At 40.7% G+C, this 21,355-nt stretch carries 17 protein-coding genes; 12 read left to right on the plus strand and 5 right to left on the minus strand.

Going from position 1 to position 21,355, the window contains the following annotated elements; all coding sequences use genetic code 11:
* Positions 1–156: 156 nt before the first annotated feature.
* From ACFOSV_RS15120 to alaS, 3 genes are read right to left on the minus strand one after another with little or no spacing between them, the layout of a single operon-like run.
* Positions 157–1,269: a redoxin domain-containing protein gene (locus tag ACFOSV_RS15120; RefSeq protein ID WP_377906871.1), complete on the minus strand. Its 1,113-nt coding sequence runs from the start codon at positions 1,267–1,269 to the stop codon at positions 157–159.
* A gap of 3 nt (positions 1,270–1,272) precedes the next feature.
* Positions 1,273–2,727, minus strand: coding sequence for an Asp-tRNA(Asn)/Glu-tRNA(Gln) amidotransferase subunit GatB (gatB, locus tag ACFOSV_RS15125; protein WP_377906872.1), 1,455 nt, complete (start codon positions 2,725–2,727; stop codon positions 1,273–1,275).
* Positions 2,728–2,738: 11 nt separating this feature from the next.
* Positions 2,739–5,366 carry an alanine--tRNA ligase gene (alaS, locus tag ACFOSV_RS15130; RefSeq protein WP_377906873.1) on the minus strand — a complete coding sequence of 876 codons (2,628 nt, stop codon included), beginning with the start codon at positions 5,364–5,366 and terminating at the stop codon, positions 2,739–2,741.
* Positions 5,367–5,589: 223 nt separating this feature from the next.
* Between alaS and ACFOSV_RS15135 the strand changes: the two genes are divergently transcribed.
* The 11 genes from ACFOSV_RS15135 (at position 5,590) to ACFOSV_RS15185 (ending at position 15,640) form a co-directional block, all read left to right on the plus strand.
* Positions 5,590–6,687 (plus strand): alanine racemase, encoded by a 1,098-nt coding sequence (locus ACFOSV_RS15135; protein ID WP_377906874.1) that lies wholly within the window; start codon positions 5,590–5,592, stop codon positions 6,685–6,687.
* Positions 6,688–6,734: 47 nt separating this feature from the next.
* The gene (locus ACFOSV_RS15140) at positions 6,735–8,420 is read left to right on the plus strand and encodes an N-acyl-D-amino-acid deacylase family protein (RefSeq protein ID WP_377906875.1); all 1,686 of its coding nucleotides are present in this window, start codon (positions 6,735–6,737) and stop codon (positions 8,418–8,420) included.
* Positions 8,421–8,490: 70 nt separating this feature from the next.
* Positions 8,491–8,676, plus strand: coding sequence for a hypothetical protein (locus ACFOSV_RS15145; protein ID WP_377906876.1), 186 nt, complete (start codon positions 8,491–8,493; stop codon positions 8,674–8,676).
* Positions 8,677–8,710: 34 nt separating this feature from the next.
* Positions 8,711–9,631 carry a diacylglycerol/lipid kinase family protein gene (locus ACFOSV_RS15150; protein ID WP_377906877.1) on the plus strand — a complete coding sequence of 307 codons (921 nt, stop codon included), beginning with the start codon at positions 8,711–8,713 and terminating at the stop codon, positions 9,629–9,631.
* A 193-nt stretch (positions 9,632–9,824) separates the two neighbouring features.
* Positions 9,825–10,883, plus strand: coding sequence for a flavin monoamine oxidase family protein (locus ACFOSV_RS15155; RefSeq protein ID WP_377906878.1), 1,059 nt, complete (start codon positions 9,825–9,827; stop codon positions 10,881–10,883).
* Positions 10,884–10,904: 21 nt separating this feature from the next.
* Positions 10,905–11,069 carry a hypothetical protein gene (locus ACFOSV_RS15160; protein WP_377906879.1) on the plus strand — a complete coding sequence of 55 codons (165 nt, stop codon included), beginning with the start codon at positions 10,905–10,907 and terminating at the stop codon, positions 11,067–11,069.
* A gap of 194 nt (positions 11,070–11,263) precedes the next feature.
* Positions 11,264–12,001 (plus strand): hypothetical protein, encoded by a 738-nt coding sequence (locus ACFOSV_RS15165; RefSeq protein WP_377906880.1) that lies wholly within the window; start codon positions 11,264–11,266, stop codon positions 11,999–12,001.
* A gap of 74 nt (positions 12,002–12,075) precedes the next feature.
* Positions 12,076–13,218 (plus strand): sterol desaturase family protein, encoded by a 1,143-nt coding sequence (locus ACFOSV_RS15170; RefSeq protein ID WP_377906881.1) that lies wholly within the window; start codon positions 12,076–12,078, stop codon positions 13,216–13,218.
* A gap of 112 nt (positions 13,219–13,330) precedes the next feature.
* Positions 13,331–14,755 (plus strand): DUF1593 domain-containing protein, encoded by a 1,425-nt coding sequence (locus ACFOSV_RS15175; protein ID WP_377906882.1) that lies wholly within the window; start codon positions 13,331–13,333, stop codon positions 14,753–14,755.
* Between the two features lie 168 nt (positions 14,756–14,923).
* On the plus strand, positions 14,924–15,070 hold the full coding sequence (locus tag ACFOSV_RS15180) for a DUF6090 family protein (protein WP_377906883.1): 147 nt from the start codon (positions 14,924–14,926) through the stop codon (positions 15,068–15,070).
* Positions 15,071–15,139: 69 nt separating this feature from the next.
* A complete protein-coding gene (locus tag ACFOSV_RS15185; protein WP_377906884.1) occupies positions 15,140–15,640 on the plus strand; it encodes a hypothetical protein in 501 nt (166 codons plus the stop codon).
* Positions 15,641–15,717: 77 nt separating this feature from the next.
* Here the strand turns inward: ACFOSV_RS15185 and ACFOSV_RS15190 are convergent, their stop codons facing one another.
* Positions 15,718–18,423: a carboxypeptidase-like regulatory domain-containing protein gene (locus tag ACFOSV_RS15190; protein WP_377906885.1), complete on the minus strand. Its 2,706-nt coding sequence runs from the start codon at positions 18,421–18,423 to the stop codon at positions 15,718–15,720.
* A gap of 286 nt (positions 18,424–18,709) precedes the next feature.
* Entirely contained in the window at positions 18,710–20,098 is a 1,389-nt protein-coding gene (locus ACFOSV_RS15195) for an arginine decarboxylase (protein WP_377906886.1), read from the minus strand.
* A gap of 296 nt (positions 20,099–20,394) precedes the next feature.
* Between ACFOSV_RS15195 and ACFOSV_RS15200 the strand changes: the two genes are divergently transcribed.
* A complete protein-coding gene (locus tag ACFOSV_RS15200) occupies positions 20,395–21,345 on the plus strand; it encodes an arginase (RefSeq protein WP_377906887.1) in 951 nt (316 codons plus the stop codon).
* The last annotated feature ends 10 nt before the right edge of the window (positions 21,346–21,355 follow it).

Below are 21,355 nucleotides of genomic sequence, written 5' to 3' on the forward strand. Positions count from 1 at the left end.
TGATAAACAACTTTTAAAAATTCCTTTTTTACTCATACGACTTTTTAAGGGAGGACTGTTTGGTATTTTTCGATCCTTCCTTCTACTTATTGGACTAAAATCAAAAAAGCTCTCGACGGTTCGAGAGCTTTTTTACGTTTAGAGAATATGGCCTGCTTAGTCAAATAGCTCAGCAAGTTTATTTTCGAGTGATGCTCCTCTCAGGTCACGCGCAACAATCCTTCCTTCCGGATCTAAAAGAAAAGATGCGGGAATGGCATTTATCTGATAGGTCGTTGGGGCTGGGCCATCGAAATAAGTCAAATCAGAAACCTGCGGCCAAGTCAAACCATCTGTTGCAATGGCTTCGACCCATGGCTCACGAGCACGATCCAAAGAGACTCCAAAAATCTCCAAGCCTTTATCTTTGTATTGCGCATACATTCTTACCAGGTTCGGATTTTCTTGACGACAAGGCTTGCACCAAGCTGCCCAAAAGTCGATCAAAACATACTTTCCTCTGTAATCAGACAATTTCAGTAATTCCCCATTTGGATTGGTGGATTCGATCTCAGGAGCTACCTGCCCAATAGAAAGCGCGCGCATCTCGTCGAGTTGCTGCTTAATCTGCAAGATCATTTTGGTATCAGGGTATCTGTTATTTAGTTCGGTCACCAAACTATCTATAAACGGAAAATCGTTTTTGGTATTCAGAAAACCCAAAGCCGCAAGAGAAGCGAAGCTATCATCCATACTATTAATCACTTCTTTGACCTGATCTGATTGATTGGCTTCGAGATTCAATGCCTTTTCTTGAATTGTCTTGATTGCCTCAGCATCGTTCGCGCTCATGGCAGCATAGTATTCTTCATTAAGTTCATTGACTTGATTTTGATAGTTAGTCATCAAAGTTTGAATCTTAATCATCTCTTGGCTATCCTTTGAGCCATTGATTTCCAGGCTATTAGCTTTAGAAAAATCATAATTGACTTGAACATCCTCATCGAATAATGCCAATCTGACTTTCTCCCGACCATAAAGATCTAATTCCAAAAATTTGGGCGACTCCAACTCCAACTCGAAAGAATAGTTACCGTCCGTGAGCGTTAATGTATCCAAGACAATTGGTCGGCTATCTGTAAACTCCGAAAGGATCAAGTTGCCATCTGGCGCATTTTTTAGCGTTCCTGAAATGGTGATTTTGCCGTCATTTGAAGCATTTCCTGCATTTTCGCACGAAAAAAACAAGATGGTGGCAAACAGGATAAAGGATGATAATTGAATTTTCATTTTTTATTTAGCTAATAATTCTGTCAATATTTTTGTGGCCACGGTAGGATCTGCTTTTCCATTTGATTTGCGCATCACCTGCCCCATAAACATGCCTAAAAGTCCTTTTTTACCAGATTGGTAAGCTTTCACCTTGTCAGGATGCTCGGCAAGAACACTTTCTACTATAGGAATCAACGAAGACTCATCACTTTCTTGAATCAAATTAAGACGCTGAGCAATCTCTAAAGGACTTTCTCCAGTATTCTTTAATAACTCAGGATAAACATTTTGCGAAGCAGCAGAGAAACTTACTTTCCCGTCATCCACTAATTCGATCAGTGCGGCTAAGGTCACTTCATCGATGGGAAAACCACTAATTTGGCCTCCAAGTTCATTAAGTGATGACTTTACCGGACCCATCATCCAGTTGGATGCAGCCTTGTAGTTCTTGGTCTTGCGACAAAGCTCATCAAAGTAAAGCGCCATTTCTTTATTTTCCGTAAGGAAATAAGCGTCGTAATCCGGTAGGCCAAATTCTTCTACAAACTTTTGATGCATCTCCCTTGGAAGAACAGGCATGGAGTCTTGGATTGCTTCAAGCCACTCATCGGAGATCAATATCGGACTTAAATCGGGCTCTGGGAAATATCTGTAATCGTTCAGGTCCTCTTTAGTACGCATGCTCGCCGTGGTACCTTTAGCTGCATCGAAAGTTCTGGTTTCAGAAATGATTTCTTCTCCTCGTTCCAGCAAATCAACCTGACGTTCAAATTCATGGTCTATGGCTCGGGCAACGTTTCTGAAGGAATTCATATTCTTAACTTCCACTTTTTTCCCAAGCTGGGTGGAGTCCTTTCTCATGACGGAAATGTTCGCGTCGCATCGAAGCGAGCCTTCCTCCATATTTCCATCGCAGATACCCAGATACATAACCAGTTTTTTGATTTCGGCAAGAAAGACCGTTGCCTCCTCAGCGGTAAACAAATCCGGCTCCGAAACAATCTCAATTAGAGGAGTCCCAGCTCGATTGAAATCAACCAAAGTATCTTCCTCTTCGGCTAAATGGATCGATTTACCTGCATCTTCTTCCATGTGAATTCTATTGAGCTGGACATTACGCTTCGTTCCATCTTTCAAAAGGATAGGAACAAAACCTCCCACACAAACCGGACTTTTGTCTTGGGTAATTTGATATCCCTTCGGAAGGTCGGGATAGAAATAATTTTTCCTGTCGAAAATATTGTACCGGGTGATCTCAGAATTACAAGCAAGCCCCATTTTCACTGCATACTCGATTACCCGCTCATTTATTTTGGGCAGGGTACCTGGATGCCCCAAAGTAATCACCGAAATTTGAGTATTGGGTTCTTGGCCATATTTGGTCGAATCAGCCGCAAAAATCTTACTTTTTGTGGCCAACTGAGCATGAACTTCTAAACCTATTACAACCTGGTATTTTTCCTTTGGATCATCCATCTATCAGCGCCTTACTTCAAAAATTGAGCTTTTGCCTTTACTACAACATGATCCAAACCATCTAGGTTTTTTCCACCCGCCGTGGCAAAGAAAGGTTGACCACCTCCCCCACCTTGGATTTCTTTGGCTAGATCTCGGACGATCTGACCTGCATTGAGATTTTCTGAAGAAATCAAAGCATCGTCGAGTATAACAGCAATCTGAGGTTTACCAGCTATATCCGCAGCAAGCACCACCAAAGCCATTTCTACCTCGTTTTTCAACTCGAAAGCAAGCTTTTTCAAGGCATCGGCGCTAGGAAGAGTCACCTTTGCGATGATTACGTTTTTATTTCCTGCCGGTTCTACTGCTTTTAAAAGCTCCTGCTTTACGCCTGAAGCCTTTTCTTGATGCAAAGAATCGATCTCCCTTCTTAATTCGTTTCGCTCTGAAAGCAAACTTTCCACAGCCTTCTTCAGATCGGCTGGATTTTTTAGAATTTCTTGAATCTCTTTTACCAACTGCTCCTGTCCGCGCAGGTAATTTTCAGCTTTCACTGAAGTGATCGCTTCAATTCTTCGAACACCAGATGAAATAGAACCCTCTGAAACTATCTTAAATAATCCAATCTGACTCGTGTATGGTACATGTGTTCCTCCGCAGAGTTCCACCGAAAACTTTGGATCAAAGGTAATAACGCGAACAAAATCGCCGTATTTTTCTCCAAAAAGGGCTGTCGCTCCTTTTTGCTTCGCCTCTTCGATGGGGACGTTTCGCTGCTCATTCAAGTGGATGTTTTCCCGGATTTTCTCATTGACGATTTGTTCGACTTTGAGAATTTCCTCCTCACTCATTTTTGCAAAATGAGAAAAGTCAAACCGAAGTACCTCATCATTAACCAAGGAACCTCTCTGCTGGATATGATCTCCGAGGACCTCTCTCAAAGCCGACTGAAGCAAATGCGTAGCCGTGTGATTGTTCATCGTCAGCTTCCGCTTTTTCGCATCCACTTCTGCAGAAAATAAGGTATCCGCTTTTACAGGAAGCTTATCGACGAAGTGAATGATCAGGTCATTTTCTTTTTTGGTATCGATCACCCGTATCTTTTCCCCTTCTGAAATCAGCCAACCCGTGTCTCCCACTTGTCCTCCACTTTCTGCGTAAAAAGGCGTTTTGTCCAAGACTATTTGAAATAGCTTACCCTTTTTACTACTGACCGCTCGGTATTTCAAAATGCGAGAATGAGCTTCCAAAAAGTCGTAACCAACGAATTCTACAGCTACATCTTCATTGATGATCATCCAATCGCCGGTTTCCTGCTCAGAGGCAGCTCGAGATCGGTTCTTTTGCTTTTCCATTTCTTGGGCAAAGCCTTTTTCATCAAGCGAAAGACCATTTTCTCTGGCGATCAGAGAAGTCAAATCGAGAGGAAATCCAAAGGTATCATATAGCTCAAAAGCAGTTGGTCCAGAAATAACAGTCTCTCCCGAGGCAGCCATTTCCTTTTTGATCTGATCCAGACGCTTTAAGCCATTATCCAAGGTTCTGAGGAAAGAACTCTCTTCTTCAAAAATCACCTTGGAGATAAAGTCTTTTTGCTGGCGTACCTCTGGGAAAATGTCTCCAAAATTCGCTGCGATCAAGTCGCAGAGCTCATATAGAAATGGCTCTTGGAAGCCCAAGAAGGTATAGCCATAGCGAACTGCACGACGCAATATTCTTCGGATCACATAGCCTGCTTTATTGTTAGAAGGCAGCTGTCCATCCGCAATGGTAAATGAAATAGCACGAATATGATCTACAATTACTCGAAAAGCGATGTCCGTCTCCTCGTCTTTGCCATAAGTTTTGCCGGACTTGACCTCCAAGGTATACAAAAACGGAGTAAAAAGATCGGTATCGTAGTTGGATGATTTGTGCTGAATGGCTCGAACCAATCGTTCAAATCCCATCCCAGTATCCACATGAGTGGCAGGAAGGTTTTTCAGACTTCCATCTGCCACTCGATTGAATTGCATAAATACCAAGTTCCAAATTTCGATCACCTGAGGATGATCATTATTTACGAGGTCCTTTCCAGGAATAGCTGCGCGTTCTGCGTCTGACCTGAGGTCAATATGAATCTCAGAGCAAGGTCCACAAGGTCCGGTATCTCCCATCTCCCAAAAGTTATCCTTCTTGGACCCCATGATGATTCGATCCTCAGGCACGATGGCCTTCCAGAGGTCAAACGCCTCCTTGTCCATAGCTAGATTATCCCCTTTATCTCCCTCGAACACAGAAACATAAAGACGATCTTTATCTAATTTGTAAATTTCAGTCAAAAGCTCCCAAGCCCACTGAATCGCTTCTTTTTTGAAATAGTCACCAAAAGACCAATTACCCAACATCTCAAACATGGTGTGATGATAGGTATCTACGCCCACCTCTTCTAGGTCATTGTGTTTTCCACTCACGCGGAGACACTTTTGACTGTTGGCCACTCTGGGATATTTGGCCTCTTCGTTACCTAAAAAGGCATCTTTAAATTGATTCATCCCCGCATTGGTAAACATCAAGGTTGGGTCATTTTTGACCACAATTGGTGCGGAAGGGACATATTGGTGTTGCTTACTCTCAAAAAACTCAATAAAGGTCTTTCGGATTTTCTTTGCTTCCATGAAGTTCAGCTGACTTTACTTTTGGTCTATTTCTTAGGGTGATTTGACGCCCATTTCTTTGGGCAACAAAATTAGAATATTTGCCGGGCTTTAATGCATGAAATACCGAAAATAGAACTCCCCGCATACTTTCACCCTTTTTTTCTCCTCAAAGTACCACAGGACTATTCATAATCTTTTGTTTATTTACTGTATACCAATGAATTTTTGAATCCTAACATCCATGTCCTATTTAGATCAAATCACCTCACCTACCCTCCTGCTTGACGAAAAGATCTGCAGAAACAATCTCAAAAATATGGCTGCCAAAGCGGCGAAAAATGGAATGAAGCTGATGCCTCATTTCAAAACGGCTCAATCTCACCAGATTGGAAACTGGGCTAAAGACTATGGCATTACGGAAGTCACAGCCTCTTCTTTGAAAATGGCCGAATACCTTTGTGACCAAGGCTGGGAAAATATTCATATCGCTTTTCCTTTTAATCCTTTGGAAGCGAAAAAACTCAATGAGCTCGCAGTAAAGCAGTCTTTTTCGGTGCAATTAATCAATACTGATACGACTCAGAAATTGGTTGAAGTACTGACTAATGATGTAGGCTTCTTTATCGAAATTGACGCTGGATACGGGCGTACAGGTGTAGAAGTTAGCGATTTTGGGCTGATAGAAGCTATTCTGAAAATCGCGAAGCAATCCTCCCACCTTCATTTCAGGGGATTTTACCTCCACCCTGGACATACGTATTACGCAGACATCCCAAAAATTTACGAGCAAACCCGCCAAGCCCTTGCCATGCTTAAAAGCAAATACCAATCAGAATATCCTGATTTGGTAACGCGAACAGGAGATACTCCTGGCTGCTCCGTGACTGATGACTTTGGTGACATTGATGAGATGGGTCCTGGTAATTTTGTTTTTTACGACCTCATGCAGTCGACCTTGGGAAGCTGCGCAAAGTCGGATATCGCGGTGGCAATGGCCGTTCCGGTGGTAGATATCAAAAAAGATAGAAATGAGATTTTGATTCATGGTGGAGGGGTTCATTTTGCCAAGGATGTTTTGCCGCATGAGGACGGTGGCAAAAACTTTGGGGAGGTAGTATACCTTCACGATCAGGGCTGGAGTATCCCGAATGACGGTTCCCATCTGAAAAGCATCTCACAAGAACACGGCATCATCAAAGCCTCAGATGATCTGATTTCAAAAGTAAAAGTCGGAGATCTTTTGGGTATTCTACCCATTCACTCCTGCATGACGGCCGATGCGATGGGCGCCTACTTGACTTTGGATGGTAAGTGGGTAGATCATGCTGAGGGCGTCTAGCTGTCAGTTTATTAAAAAATCATTCTTCACTTTAAACTTTTCAATCGATGAAAAATCTTCCTAAAGCAATCTTCTTCATAGGGATTCTAATTTTAGCCTCTTGCAATACTCCAGAAGGCTATGATGTTCTGATTCGAAATGCACAAGTCATCGACGGTACCGGTGAGCCAGCTTATTCAGCAGATCTGGGTGTTCGGGCAGACACTATTGCCTTTATCGGAGATCTCAGTAATGCGGTTGGAGAAAAAGAAATCGACGCACAAGGAATGGTAATCACCCCAGGATTTATCAATATGTTAAGCTGGGCAGTTGAATCATTAATCGAGGATGGAAAATCGCAAAGTGACATCCGGCAGGGAGTAACCTTGGAAGTGTTTGGTGAAGGACAATCCTGGGGGCCACTGACTGAGTCAAGTAAAGCGGACCTGCTGGCAAACCAAGGAGATATCAAGTACGACATTACTTGGAATAGCCTTTCGGAGTACTTGGAATTTTTAGAGAAAAAGGGCGTTTCTACCAATGTCGCTTCCTTCATCGGAGCCACCACCTTAAGGATTAACACAGTTGGATTTGAGGATCGTGAAGCCACAGAAGAGGAGCTTGGAGCAATGCGTAAAATGGTGGAAGATGAGATGAAAGGCGGGGCTTTGGGTATTGCTTCATCACTAATCTATGCTCCCGCTTTCTATTCTAGCACTGAGGAATTGATAGAAATCAGCAAAGTAGCATCCAAATATGACGGAATGTATATCTCGCACATGCGTAGCGAAGGGGATCGCCTTTTGGAAAGTTTGGATGAACTGATTCGCATTGCAAATGAGGCTGATATCCGTGCAGAAGTCTATCACCTGAAAATGGCAGGTGTGAAAAACTGGCATAAGTTTGATGCCGTGGTGGCAAAGATAGATTCAGCGAGAGCAGCTGGACTCGAGATCACTACAGACATGTATAATTACGTAGCTGGCGCAACAGGTCTGGATGCGGCTATGCCACCTTGGGTGCAGGAAGGTGGACTCAATGATTGGATCCAAAGATTAAAAGATCCAGCCATTCGGAAGAAAGTAGAAGCAGAAATGAAAGATCCCAATGTACAATGGGAAAGCCTAATGCTAGCATCTGGTAGTGCAGATAAAATGCTTTTGGTAGGTTTTGTGAATGATAGTCTAAAATATCTCACCGGAAAAACTCTCTCAGAAGTGGCAGAGATGCGTGGAAAAAGTCCAGAGCAAACCGCCATGGATTTGGTCATTCAAGATGGTAGTCGAGTAGGCACGGTTTATTTTTTGATGTCTGAAGAAAATGTAAAAAAGCAGATTGCCCTACCCTACATGAGCTTTGGTTCGGATGGCGGATCCATGGCTCCTGAAGGAGTTTTTCTCAAAAGCAGTACACACCCACGTGCGTATGGCAACTTTGCAAGGTTGCTCGGGAAATACGTTCGGGAAGAAAAAGTGATCTCTCTCGAGGAGGCCATTTACAAGCTTACTGGTTTACCGGCCAGCAACCTCAAAATCCAAAAGCGCGGCTTACTTAAGCCAGGCTATTTCGCGGATTTGGTGATTTTTAACCCAGAAAAGGTGCAAGATCATGCCACTTTCGAAAATCCACATCAATACGCCACAGGAATTTCTCATGTCTTCGTCAATGGAACTCAAGTGCTCGAAAATGGCGAACATACCGGTGCTTTGCCTGGAAGAGCTGTTTGGGGACCTGCGAGAAGTATGGTGAAATAATTAGTGATGGACCATCAAGCCTAGGAAGTAAATCATAGCTTTAAACAGACTCAAAACTCAAATAGGGGAAATGAAATATAAGGTACATAGATTAGATGTCAAGAGTGACACCATGCAAGAAAAGTTAGAGCTGTATTTAAATCGACTCGATGGAGAAGTTATTTCAATTATCCCAAATGTTCGCCCCTCTTTTCAGCTCATGGGGGCAACTGCAAAAATTGATTATATCCTCATCGTAGAAAAGCAACAATATTAAGTCTGACCTGCTGGGATTATACTACCTTTCTGAGGTGAACATTGTATTTGTAGTCAACAACAAAAATGGGGGATTGGCTGCAGAGCTCCCAAAGCTTGAACAATACTGTCAGCAGAAAAATCTTAGGGATGTTCGGTTTATCCCGACCCGTTGGAAAAAGCATGCCATTGAAATAGCCAAAGAAGCAACCGGAGATGGCTGTAGTCATGTAATTGCTGTTGGCGGTGATGGGACTTTGCATGAGGTCATCAATGGCATCTTACAAAGTAACATTAGCGCCAATGAATACCCAATCATTGGACTCCTTCCTTATGGTTCAGCTAATGATTTTGCTAGGACTGTGGGCCTATCAAATTCATTAGAGGAACTGCTTCAGTTAATTCAATCCCATACTACCCAGGAGATTGACCTAGGGAAAGTAGTATTCTCTAAAAATCAAGAAACACACTATTTCATCAATGTTACCGGAGTTGGGCTTGGTGCCTTAGTTATTCAAAAACTAGAGAGATCAAGCAATTCACTAAGTCCTAGTTTAAATTACTTCATATATATCGTAAAAGGCTTTATCAGTTATGCCAAGAAGAAAGTTAAAGTTAAAAGCGACTCCTGGCATTGGCGTGGTAAACTACTCCAAATGGTTATTGCGAATGGACGATACTTCGGGAACGCCATCTGTGCCACTCCTGACGCCAAACTCATCGATGGGCAGTTTCAGGTTGCTATTTTTGGGAACTTAAGCATATGGGACTACTTAAAAAACTTAATAAAATTAAAAACTGGCGAAAAAATCAAGCATCCTGAAGTGAGTTATTACACCACCAAGGAAGTGTTGATTGAAAGTTCGGACTCCTGCGGGATTGAAGCTGACGGAGAATACCTTGGCTTGGCTCCGGCTGCCATAAGTGTACTTCCAAAAGCAATCAGTTTTTTAATGCCGCCTAAGCCTGTTCGTTAACTCTCAGTATAGTTTACTTAAGCTCCAGCTCACCTGGTTTCACTGGTACATTTAATTAGTTGAAATCAATTAAAATAGCTTCATCTTAAGGAGCTAGGTTTTTTTAAAATAAGAGGAGCTCTAAAAGTCTATTGCTTATGATGCAGGAAGTGAAAGAATGGTTAATTAAACTTGGTTAGACTAATTTTGCACCATGATCATCATTATTGGAGCAGGTTTATCAGGACTTTTAACAGCTTATAGGTTAAAAAGAGCAGGAATCCCATTCAAAATTCTGGAAGCAAGAAATCGAATCGGTGGACGAATTAATACAGTGATTGGAGCAAATGATACACCTATGGAGATGGGGGCAACTTGGTTTGGTGATCAACATCAAAACTTAAAAGCCCTGCTGGAGGAATTTGAGATTAGATATTTTGAGCAGTACATGGACCGAATCGTATATTATCAAGCCTCGCAGACTTCCCCAATAGATTCGTTCCAAATCCCCAACCAAGCTCCAAGTTATCGCATTGAAGGTGGTACATCCAATCTGATCAATTGCCTATACAATCAATTAGACGAAGGTGATATCCTCCTAAACCAAACTGTTAGAGAGATTAAATTTCTAAATAATTCGGTTGAAGTCTATGCGGACACAGTCTATATTGGGAGCCGAGTAGTATTAGCCATTCCGCCAAAATTATGGGCGAAAAGAATTCGATTCGAGGCTACTCTCCCATCCGAATTGATGGAAATTGCAGAGCAAACACATACTTGGATGGAAGACTCTATCAAGGTGGCTTTGACCTTTGATCAACCATTCTGGCAAACTACCGGCCAGCCGAGAACATTTTTCAGCAATGCTGGCCCGATTACTGAATTCTACGATCATTGCAATTCTGAAAGAACCAAGTTTGCACTTTGTGGATTCATCAACTCCTCTTTTAAGAAACTTGACGATTCCGAAAGACGGGCCAGGGTGATTGATCAGCTAAAGAAAGTTTTTGGGCCAAAAGTGGGAGAATTTACGGACTATGTAGAATGCGTCTGGAGTGAGGAAAAAAACACCTTTGAAGCGACAGACATCCCTCATTATCCACATCAAAACAATGGGAATCAATTTTTTAGAAAGACGTTCTTTGAAGATAAGTTAGTACTTTCCAGTTCAGAGTCAGCAGCGGAATCTCCAGGATATATGGATGGGGCTGTATTTGCGGCAAATTTAGTGGCTAGAAAACTGATTGCTTTGGATGGTTTGAAAGCTTTCTGATACCAAATTGAATATCTAATAATGAAGAAAAAAAACTTAGGATTGGGGATGGCCTTAGGGATTGCTATAGGTTCTGCAATCGGAGTGGCATTAGGTAATGTAGGAACTTGGATTGCAATAGGTCTGGCATTGGGCGCTGGAATAGGGTCTATCAGCGAAAGATCCAAGTTGAAAAAAAAGGATTGATGAGCTGATTTAGAATGATTTTTACATGGCGCTTTTAAATCTTCAATTGCAAGGATAGCGCAAGATTTTATTCACGAAGCTCGTTACGAAAACTTGGTCAATCTTAAAAAAACTTGGTCGATGAAAACACCAAGAAAATCAATAGTAATTGACCAAAGGCTTTCAGAATTTAAAAGAGAAATAAACTCTAACCGATGATAAAATTCTTTCGCATAATTAGACAACGAATGCTGACAGAAAACAGGGCAAGCAAGTACCTGCTTTATGCCATAGGTGAAATTGTGCTGGTAGTTATCGGGATTTTGATTGCACTTCAGATTAATACCTGGAATCAGGACAGGGTCAATAGGAAAATGGAAAAAAAGATCTTAATAGATCTACGACAAGAGTTGAGTACGAACAAAGAGAAAGTCAGAAAGGCTATCGAAAGAAGAGAGAATCTTTATGAGCCTTTAGGTAGATATATGAAATTGATGGTAAAGGATAGCATATCCTATTCAAGTTTCTCTGAAATCCATCAAAAGACCTTTTTCTCTAGTAAAATTTCACCATCCTTTGGTGTCATTAATTCTTTAATTTCTTCAGGAGAGGTCAATTTGATTTCCAATGATTCTTTGAAGTATTTAGTCACGGATTGGAGGGATGTTATTGCGGTATTCATGTACATCGAAGATAATTCTTTTGCAGGTCATAGAAGGTTCGAGGAATATTTCGATAAGGTTTTCCCTTTGATGGGGAATCAATTTCATAATAAATCCCTCGAAGATTTACGAGTTAGATTTGAGAAAATCATTGACGATATTGAATACAGGAATAGGCTGATCACAATCGGCCAGCACTTTGAAGCAGCAAATCTCAATGGCCATGAGACAATTGACTATATAGATAGAATGACAAATCTGATCGATCGGGAACTTGAAAAAATGAATTGAATTACCTTTAGTAAAATCAAATTCCTAGGACAAATCAACTTTAAAACTCATCACATACCAATAGACAAAAGCCAATGACTCAAAACAAACGACTTCAAATTGGCGACGGAATAATTAGCGGCTATTTGTCTATTTTTTTAGCAATTCTTTGTTTCGGGGGTACGGTTTGCGCCTATTTCCCTGAATACTTAACCACCAGCGATTTTCGGGAATTATATAGGCCTGATTATGTGAAATGGGCTTTTTTAATTGTGCTCGCCCTATCATTCTGCTTTGCCTTATCCAGTTTTATTTTGAGCAAAAAAACAAGGCATGGCTTTCTTGCAATTTTACTGATAGCAGCCTCAATCTTTTTAGCCAGCGGACTTCCTGAATACCAAATCCAGGAAATTGATTCCAAATCATTCACGATTGGTATGGATTGGCTTATTCTTGACCTATTGATTTCTGCGCTCATATTCATTCCTATGGAGTTGTTTTTACCCAAAAGACTAGAGCAAACAAAGTTTCATGAAGAATGGAGAACAGATTTAGTCTATTTTATTATCAGCCATTTGTTGATCCAAGTGATCGGAGTTTTGGTTCAGCTCCCGGCAGTGAAGCTATTTTCAAATGTCGGTTTGACTAGTTTACACGAATGGGTTCAAGGAATTTGGTTTATCCCACAATTATTTCTCGCCTTAGTTGTATCTGATTTATTTCAGTGGATTTCACATTATTTCTTCCATAAAATCCCCTTTTTATGGCGTTTTCACTCGGTTCATCATTCTATCAAAGACATCGACTGGTTAGCCGGATCCAGAATCCATTTTGTTGATTTGATATTGGTTCGAGCCTTTTCTTTTCTACCGATTTACGTGCTTGGATTTAGTCAATCTGTATTTATTGCATATGTCGTGATCGTATCCATTCAGGCAGTCTTAGCACATGCCAATACGCGAATTAATTTTGGCTCTCTCCGCTATATAATAGTCACCCCCCAATACCACCATTGGCATCATGCTGATGACCCAAAGGCATATAATAAGAATTTTGCCATTCATTTTCCATTTATTGATATGCTGTTTGGTACCTATTATCCTATCGGGAAAAGCTGGCCAAAAAGTACTGGACTTGGTGATGTAAAATTCCCAAAAGGATTTACCCGTCAGTTTGTATTTCCCTTTTTCAAAGACCCTACAAAAAACAATAGCATTGACGATCCTAGCGAACGCTAATTGATGATCATATAAATCATCAGTTGTGAATTTTAGCTCTAAATTGGTAACAAAGGTTCACTTTTCGATTAGTATTGAACGGTTGAGCCTTAAACCATCAAAATCCTTGGCTATGAAATTATTATTCCTTCTTGCTCTAATCTTCTTACCGATCAGCTACACGGTAGGGCAAACTATCTCGAAAAACAGGGTAATCATTTTAACAGATATTGAGGCTGACCCAGACGATACTCAGTCGCTTGTTCGGTTGCTTTTATATTCAAATCAAATTGATATTGAGGGAATTATAGCTACAACTTCCTGCTGGATGACATCAAGTATTCACCCTGAATCAATTGAAAGAGTGATCAATGCTTATGCAGAAGTGCAACCCAACTTATTGAAACATGAAGCTGGATTCCCAGAAGCCGTAGCACTTGAAAAACTTGTGAAAAGTGGGTTGCCTAAATACGGAATGGAAGGAGTTGGGGATGGAATGGATTCTGAAGGTTCGGAGTGGATTATCAAAACCTTAGAGAAAAATGATGATCGCCCACTGTGGATTTCTACTTGGGGAGGAGTTAACACCCTTGCTCAAGCTTTGTACAAAATTGATAAAACCAAAAGTAAAGAAGAGTCCGCAAGACTTATTTCCAAATTGAGAGTCTACACGATCTCTGATCAAGATGATAGCGGTATTTGGATTCGGAACAATTTTCCAGACCTATTTTACATCGTCACACCAGGAGATGACTATGGTAGCGCCACATGGACAGGAATCAATAGTTTTATTCAAGGCATTGACAACACCACCATTAGTAATAGTTGGATCGCAAATCACATTCAACAGAATCATGGTCCTTTAGGTGAAATTTACCCGGATGTGGCTTGGGGAGTGGAAGGTGATACTCCCGCATTTCTCTCTTTAATTCCAAACGGATTGAACGATGCAGAACATCCTGAATGGGGAGGTTGGGGTGGTCGCTACGAATTGTACAAACCAGATTTTTCTAAAACTAAGAAAGGCGGGTCAATCGTTAATATAGAACCAGAAACAAGACCCATTTGGACAAATGCCATCGACCATTATATTCGGTACATTCCAAGTGAATATGGACGAACTGTAAAAAAAGACACTGCTGTATTCGAAGGGTATAAAGAAACGTTATGGCGCTGGAGAGATGATTTCCAAAATGATTTTGCTGCTCGTATGGACTGGTGTACAAAGTCCTATGCCGAAGCAAATCATGCACCTTTACCAATTCTGTCACATGATGAGCATCTCACCGTAAAATCAGGGGAAGCATTTTCTTTAGATGCATTCGACACACTAGATCCAGATGGAGATAGTTTCAGTTTTTTATGGTTTAACTATCCTGAGGCTGGAACATATAAAAAGACTATAAATGTAAATGGAGCAGAAAATGTGCATATCGCTTATTATACAGCGCCAGCAGTGGATAAAGAAGAGACAGCTCATTTCATATTAAAAGTTACCGATAGAGGGACTCCACAATTATCAAGTTACAAAAGAATAATTGTGACAATTTTACCTTAACGAACTCCCGCCAGCGTCATTAATTCTTCAATTTTCTCAGCAAAAATTAACTTGAATTGCAATGAAGGATTACTTGATCTTTGGAGCTCAAATTAGTGGTAAGTATTCAAAAAAATGAATTGAATCAACTTCAGTATGATCAACTTTTTTAGAAAAATTCGTCAAACTATGATTTCAAAAGGGAATACCAGCAAATACTTGAAATATGCATTTGGAGAGATTGTATTAGTAGTGATTGGAATATTGATTGCCTTATCCATCAATAACTGGAATGAAGACCGAAAAGCCGACAGAGTGGCTATGGAAAACTATTAAAATCTACTCCGATCGCTGGAACAGGATTCGGTTACTGTACACGACGCTCTGCAGAAAAGCATTATTGCTTTGGGTGCTCTTGAAAAAATCATTCCATTAAATCAGAATAAAGAATTACTAGAGCTTGATGAAGAAAAACTAAATCAGTACCTGATTGAGCTCACCTATGCCGGACGGAGCTTTATTCCCAAATCAGGTGTGTACAATGTCCTTACATCAAACAATGGCTTTGAATTAATACAATCCGATAAAATCAAATCCATGCTCATCAACCTTTATGATTATCAATACAAAACCTACGAAGATGTGGATGGACAAATCGATGAAAAGTACCACAATGAACTGGCTTCCACCATACGGGAAAAAGTAGGGCACGTTGTACAATTTAGGCCTGAGCTGCAGGTAAAGGTGTCTGGGGCAAAGGAACTTTTTATTCAACATTATGATGAACTCTCTGCTGAGTCAAGAGATATCTATGGCATGCTATCCTACAATAGAATGTTTCTCCTTGATATTCAAAAGTCTATCCATGAATTAACCTCACTGATTAGAGAGGAATTAAAAGAGTAAAGCAAAAATTGTGATTTTTGGAATTTCTAAGAATTTGAAAAAATCAGTTGGAGATAAACCGCCAGAACTACTTACCTCTATTCCAACTCGATCCTAAACGTTTTCCAAAAAGACAACCCCTCGTCTGTAACCCCTTCTATCCGGATATCCATTTCAGAGACGCCAATAGGGACATAGACTTTAAATGCATACTTTCCTTTAGGGAGCTTAGCACTTGGATTCCAATAAAGCGAAGGCCTTCTTGTCAAGGGCTGTTCCTCGGTAGGTTCATTGAGAAAAGGAATTTCCTCAGCAAATCCTCGAAATGCGAACTTCTGAAATCCAAAATCATTAAAACTCTTCTCCTCACCTTCTGCAAATCGATCCCCCCTATTGGTTTCAATCATAATCACTCCGGCGAAACCAGCTAAACCAAATGTATTTGCACTAGTAGTAAAAATAGCCACAGATTTCACCTCATCGGTGATCAAGGTTTGGAGTACTGTATTTGCGGTTTCGGTACTATCCGAACTGTAGAGGTACCGTGATCCATCTATGATGATGAGTGGCTGGCCAGCGTTTAGTCCATAATTGAAATTTCCCAGTCTTCCATTTCCAAAGCGCATTCCGATGACCTGATCCAGGGTATTCCCCGGCCAATTATCCAAATCCTCTCGAGAGTAGAGTTGATCGGGTTGGCCATATCCATAGAACCTGTCAGCTAGGGTTTCGATGCGTTCATCCTCCGCTACAAATTCTTCCAGGAGAATATAATCACCCAGAATATCATAGTACATCTGATTTTCATTTGTTTCATACTTAGTATAACTAAGTCTGGGAAATGACCCTTTGAAAATAGGTGATTCTCTGCTGTTCAAAACAACACTCCCATATGGCTTTTGTCTTTTATCCAAGGCTGCAATCGAGAGGGTATCCCATTCGTAGAAATTCAGCCCAGTGGCTCTGAAATTTCCAAGCGTATCTGTTTTTACTATTCCATAATCCGCCAAATCTCCCCGCACGATTGTAATGGGATTGATGTCGGGTTGACGCTTTTTATCTTTTATAAATTGCCCAACAACCGTAATTCCATATTCAATCGAGTGCTTTGGCCTGATCGTTAATGGGTCTTTTTCTTCCAGGTCCATCCACTCGTAGGCCTGCATGATCGAGGTCTGTCCTGAAATCTGCGACACCAACTTAGGATCTGTCGCTGAAATCATCACCTCGTTAGGAATTAATTCGTCCAATTCATCACGAATGGACAACTCTAAGTCCATCACCTGATATCCTTCTTCTTTGTAGACAGAGTCTTTAAGGACAAATTCTAAATCACCCAAAAAATCTACTTGAGAAATTGGCTGATTCTGGATGTTAAGACCTTTTTTTACAACTGGAAGAGCTCTTAGAAATATATCTCGCTCTGGATAATTTTTCATCCATTCGGTGTAGGCCCGGATGAAATAATCCCCCTGAGGAAGTGAATCTGGAAGAGACATAGCTCCCTGCATGTGCCCATCGCTGATTAAGTATTGATTAGCTAGAACCACCTGAGATCGAGCGTCAAGTAGTTCCACATGGAGCACCCGACTAAGGGTATCTTGATAAAACTGATTTTTGTAAAGCATCCTTCCACCAAGCCAGACAGTCTCACCCGGATAGTAATAGGGTTTGTTTGTGAGCAAATAGGGGGTTTCTCGCAGGTTTTGCCAGCGATTAACCGCTCTTTTTCCAAAGTCAACTTCTGCTGCAAAACTTTCAAACGTATTTTCAGGAGTGAAATCATGAGGTAAAGAACGACCCATTCGAGGACGACCGATATAACCCGAAAGGACGACCTGGGTAGGATGAATTGGGACACCGTTTCTATCAATATCAAAATACCCTAAAGGAGCGGTAACCCAACCCACAGGGTGGTAGATATCCACATAATACTCATTCCTCCAATTTTTCTTCAAAAAGTGAACCTCCACTCGCTTGGGCCAAATGATTCTAAAGTTTCCATTGCGCAAAGGAATGCGTCGAATCGAATCTTGGGCTAACGGAGTAATGGATTCACCGAGTTCAACTGTGTATGTGTTCGTGCGCCTTCGATTCATCTGCTCAGGAAAAGTCTCGTATAGATCAAACCCTTGCTCGGGTAAATCTTGAAGCAGAATTGATTTCATCAAATGCTTGATGGAGCCTTGATAGCTAGTCTCTTTATTTAATTGAGTCTGATTCAATTTAATCGAATCAGTAATGTCCTTTTCTTGAAAAAAGGCTAATCCGTAATAGCTGGATTTGAAATTATAGAATTTATAATCCTGTAAATAGTATGTGATTTTGTATCCTAAAGCATCATTCTCTATTATCAGAGGTTCCTGTGCAGTAGCCTGAATGTAGTTCACACCCTTATCAGGTTTCACTTTTTCAAATTCAAGTACCCAAGGATTTGTAATTTCTAATTGCCCTGCAATCGGATCATCAGGCAAAGCCAAAAAAACGTCTTGAAAGCGTTTCAAATTTCTTTCCCAAGGTTTATCTCTTCGACTTTTGAGCTCAACTTCACTAAGCAAAGACTCTAAAGGTGTTAAAATAAAGTCTACTGTTTTGGTTTCATTCTCACCAACCGAAACCTCGATAGTACTTGTGGTATAACCTACAAAAGAGGCTACCAACTGAAAAGTCCCAGGCAAATCGGGTCGAGAAAGCTCAAAGAATCCGTCCTCATCCGTCGTAGTACCTATGGTTGTATTATTTAGAAAAACATTGGTAAAAGGCAACAAATCTCCTGTCACCGCATCCTTTACAGTTCCATTCACCGTCTGGGCAAAAACATCAAAAACACACAGTGGAAAACAAAAAATTAAAAATAAATGTGGTCTGAGTAATCGGATCAAGACGGTATAGTTCGATGTTCTTGTTTAGTGTACTGAAATCAAGATGCAAAGTTTCTTTTATTAAAAAATGCAGATCTAAAAATAAAGCATATTGATTGTCCCTTTTCAATCTAAAGCCAAAAAAGACCAAATCTCTAAATTTGGTCTTTTTTGGCTTCTTTGTGATGCTGAAGGAATTTGATCCCGGATTCTTCTGCTTAAGTAATACTCAATAGCCGAGGGTCTTCATCATGCTCTCTTCGGTCTGATCACTTGCGAAAAGCCTGTGCGTCACATTTCCATCTTCATCCCGATCAATAAGTACATGCTTTGGTGCTGGGATCAAGCAATGCTGAATACCTCCATAGCCTCCCAGTGACTCCTGATATGCACCGGTGTGAAAAAAGCCGATATATTGAGGCTTACCCTTGGTGATTTTAGGGAGGTATATATTAAACTGATGCGCTTCAGAATTATAATAATCCATGCTGTCGCAGGTCAATCCTCCCAGAGAAATATTGTGATAAGTTTCGTCCCAATTATTGACCGCAAGCATGATGTACTTTTGGTTCATACCCCAGCTATCTGGCAATTGAGTAATAAAGGAGCCATCGATCATATACCATAGCTCTTTATCATTTTGCAGTTTTTCATCCAAAATAGAATACAAAACAGCTCCACTCTCTCCTACTGTATAGCTTCCAAATTCCGTGAAAATATTTGGCTCTGTCGTGTTGTTTTTAGCACACATCCATTTGATGTTTTTGACGATTTGATCTGCCATATATTGGTAGTCATAGTCAAAAAACACATTGGTCTTGATGGGCCAGCCACCGCCAATGTCCATGGTATCAAGGGTTGGCGCCACTTTTTTCAAGTCCACATATTTTTGGATAAATCGGGTCAATTCAGACCAATAGTATGCTGTATCTCGAATTCCCGAATTGATGAAAAAGTGAAGCATTTTAAGGCTCACCAGTGGATGATCCTTGATTTTTTCCTCATATAAGCGGATGATATCATTGTACCGAACACCAAGTCTGGAGGTATAGAACCCAAATTTAGGTTCCTCGTCTGCTGCAATTCGAATCCCAACTTGGAAAGGCACCTTCACATGCTCCAAGTAATAGTCGATTTCTTCGATGTTATCGAGAATAGGCACGCAATTCACAAAACCATCATTCAAGAGCTCAGAAATATATTGCTTGTAAAGCTCTCGCTTATAGCCATTGCAGATGATGAAAGTGTCTTTTCGGATTTTACCTTTTTCATAAAGCTTCCGCACCAATGGAATATCAAAAGTGGAAGAGGTCTCCAAATGAATGTCATTCTTCAAGGCTTCTTCTACTACGAAATTGAAATGGCTAGACTTTGTACAATAGCAATAGGTATATTTCCCCTTGTATTCATGCTCAGCAATCGCGGTATTGAAATACCTCTTGGCGTTTTGGATGCTTTGAGAAATTTTAGGCAAATAGGTCAACTTGAGCGGAGTACCATAAGTCTCGATGATCTCCATTAAATTCACTCCATTAAAAAATAACTCGTTATTATCGACGGAGAATTCCTGAGTTGGAAAATCAAACGTCTGCTGAATCAGGTCGATATATCTATTCATCTATCGGATGGTTTAAAATTCGGTGACAAAACTTGTAATATAAATTGGCTTTTCAAATGTATTTACCACTTTCTGGCGTCATTTTATCAACTCCTAGTTTATCAAATAGTTAGGAGTATTTTTTTAAACAGCAAAAAAGTAATGGATCATCTCATTTAAGCCATAATGTGCAAGCTGCTTCCTACTCATACACTACGAAAAAGAGAATATCCTTTGGGCCTATCTGCAATTGCAATACAGCCTAATTTGGCTACTTTTGCAACATCATAAACCCAAATCCCTGATCACTTACAAAAATGCGAGAGATAAAACTTGTAGAAGTTCGTTCGGAATTAGCTGCCGGTACCCGTGGAGCGAGCCTTGGTATCGATGCACTTAAAATTGCTAGTCTAGATAAAAAATCAAGCTTCTTTACCCAGTTTGACCCTATCAGTGTACCTGATGCCAACAACTACCTTTGGAAAGGAAATGAATTTCCCCATGCCAAATACATTGATGGCGTATATCAGGTCTTGAACAACGTTTTTCATACGATCGAACTTTTGAGATTAGACTCAAAATTTCCAATTGTACTCGCAGGTGATCACAGTACCGCAGCAGGTACAATTATGGGAATAAAGTCAGCTCATCCAGAGAAGAGATTGGGAGTTATTTGGATTGATGCTCATGCTGATTTGCATACCCCTTTCACCACTCCATCTGGAAATATGCACGGAATGCCGTTAGCCATGTGCGCACGATTTGATAATAAAGAATGTCAAGTCAATGAGCCGGATCAAAAAACCATTGACTATTGGGATAGAATAAAAAGTATTGGCGGCGACTTCCCAAAAATCAATGCCAAGGATATTGTTTTTATATCGGTAAGAGACACAGAAGCGCCAGAAGATCACTTGATGGAAAAATACGGTATCAGAAACTTCACCACTTCTGAAGTACGTGAAAAAGGCGTTCAGCAGATTGCCAAGCAAGCCTTGGAAGAGCTTAAATCCTGTGACCAAATATACATTTCCTTTGACGTGGATAGTTTGGATAGCTCCATTTCGGTGGGTACTGGAACTCCCGTGGAGAATGGACTTACCGTTCAGGAAGCGATAGAACTTAACGCAGAGCTCATCAAAGATAAGCGTGTGTGTTGTTGGGAAATTGTGGAAGTAAATCCCACTTTGGATACCGAAAACACTATGGCTGAAAACGCATTTGAGGTATTGGAGATTACTACGAAATCTCTTGTCGATAATTTTTAAACCAACAAAT

It is taken from the genome of Algoriphagus namhaensis (assembly GCF_042649705.1).
GTDB lineage: Bacteria > Bacteroidota > Bacteroidia > Cytophagales > Cyclobacteriaceae > Algoriphagus > Algoriphagus namhaensis.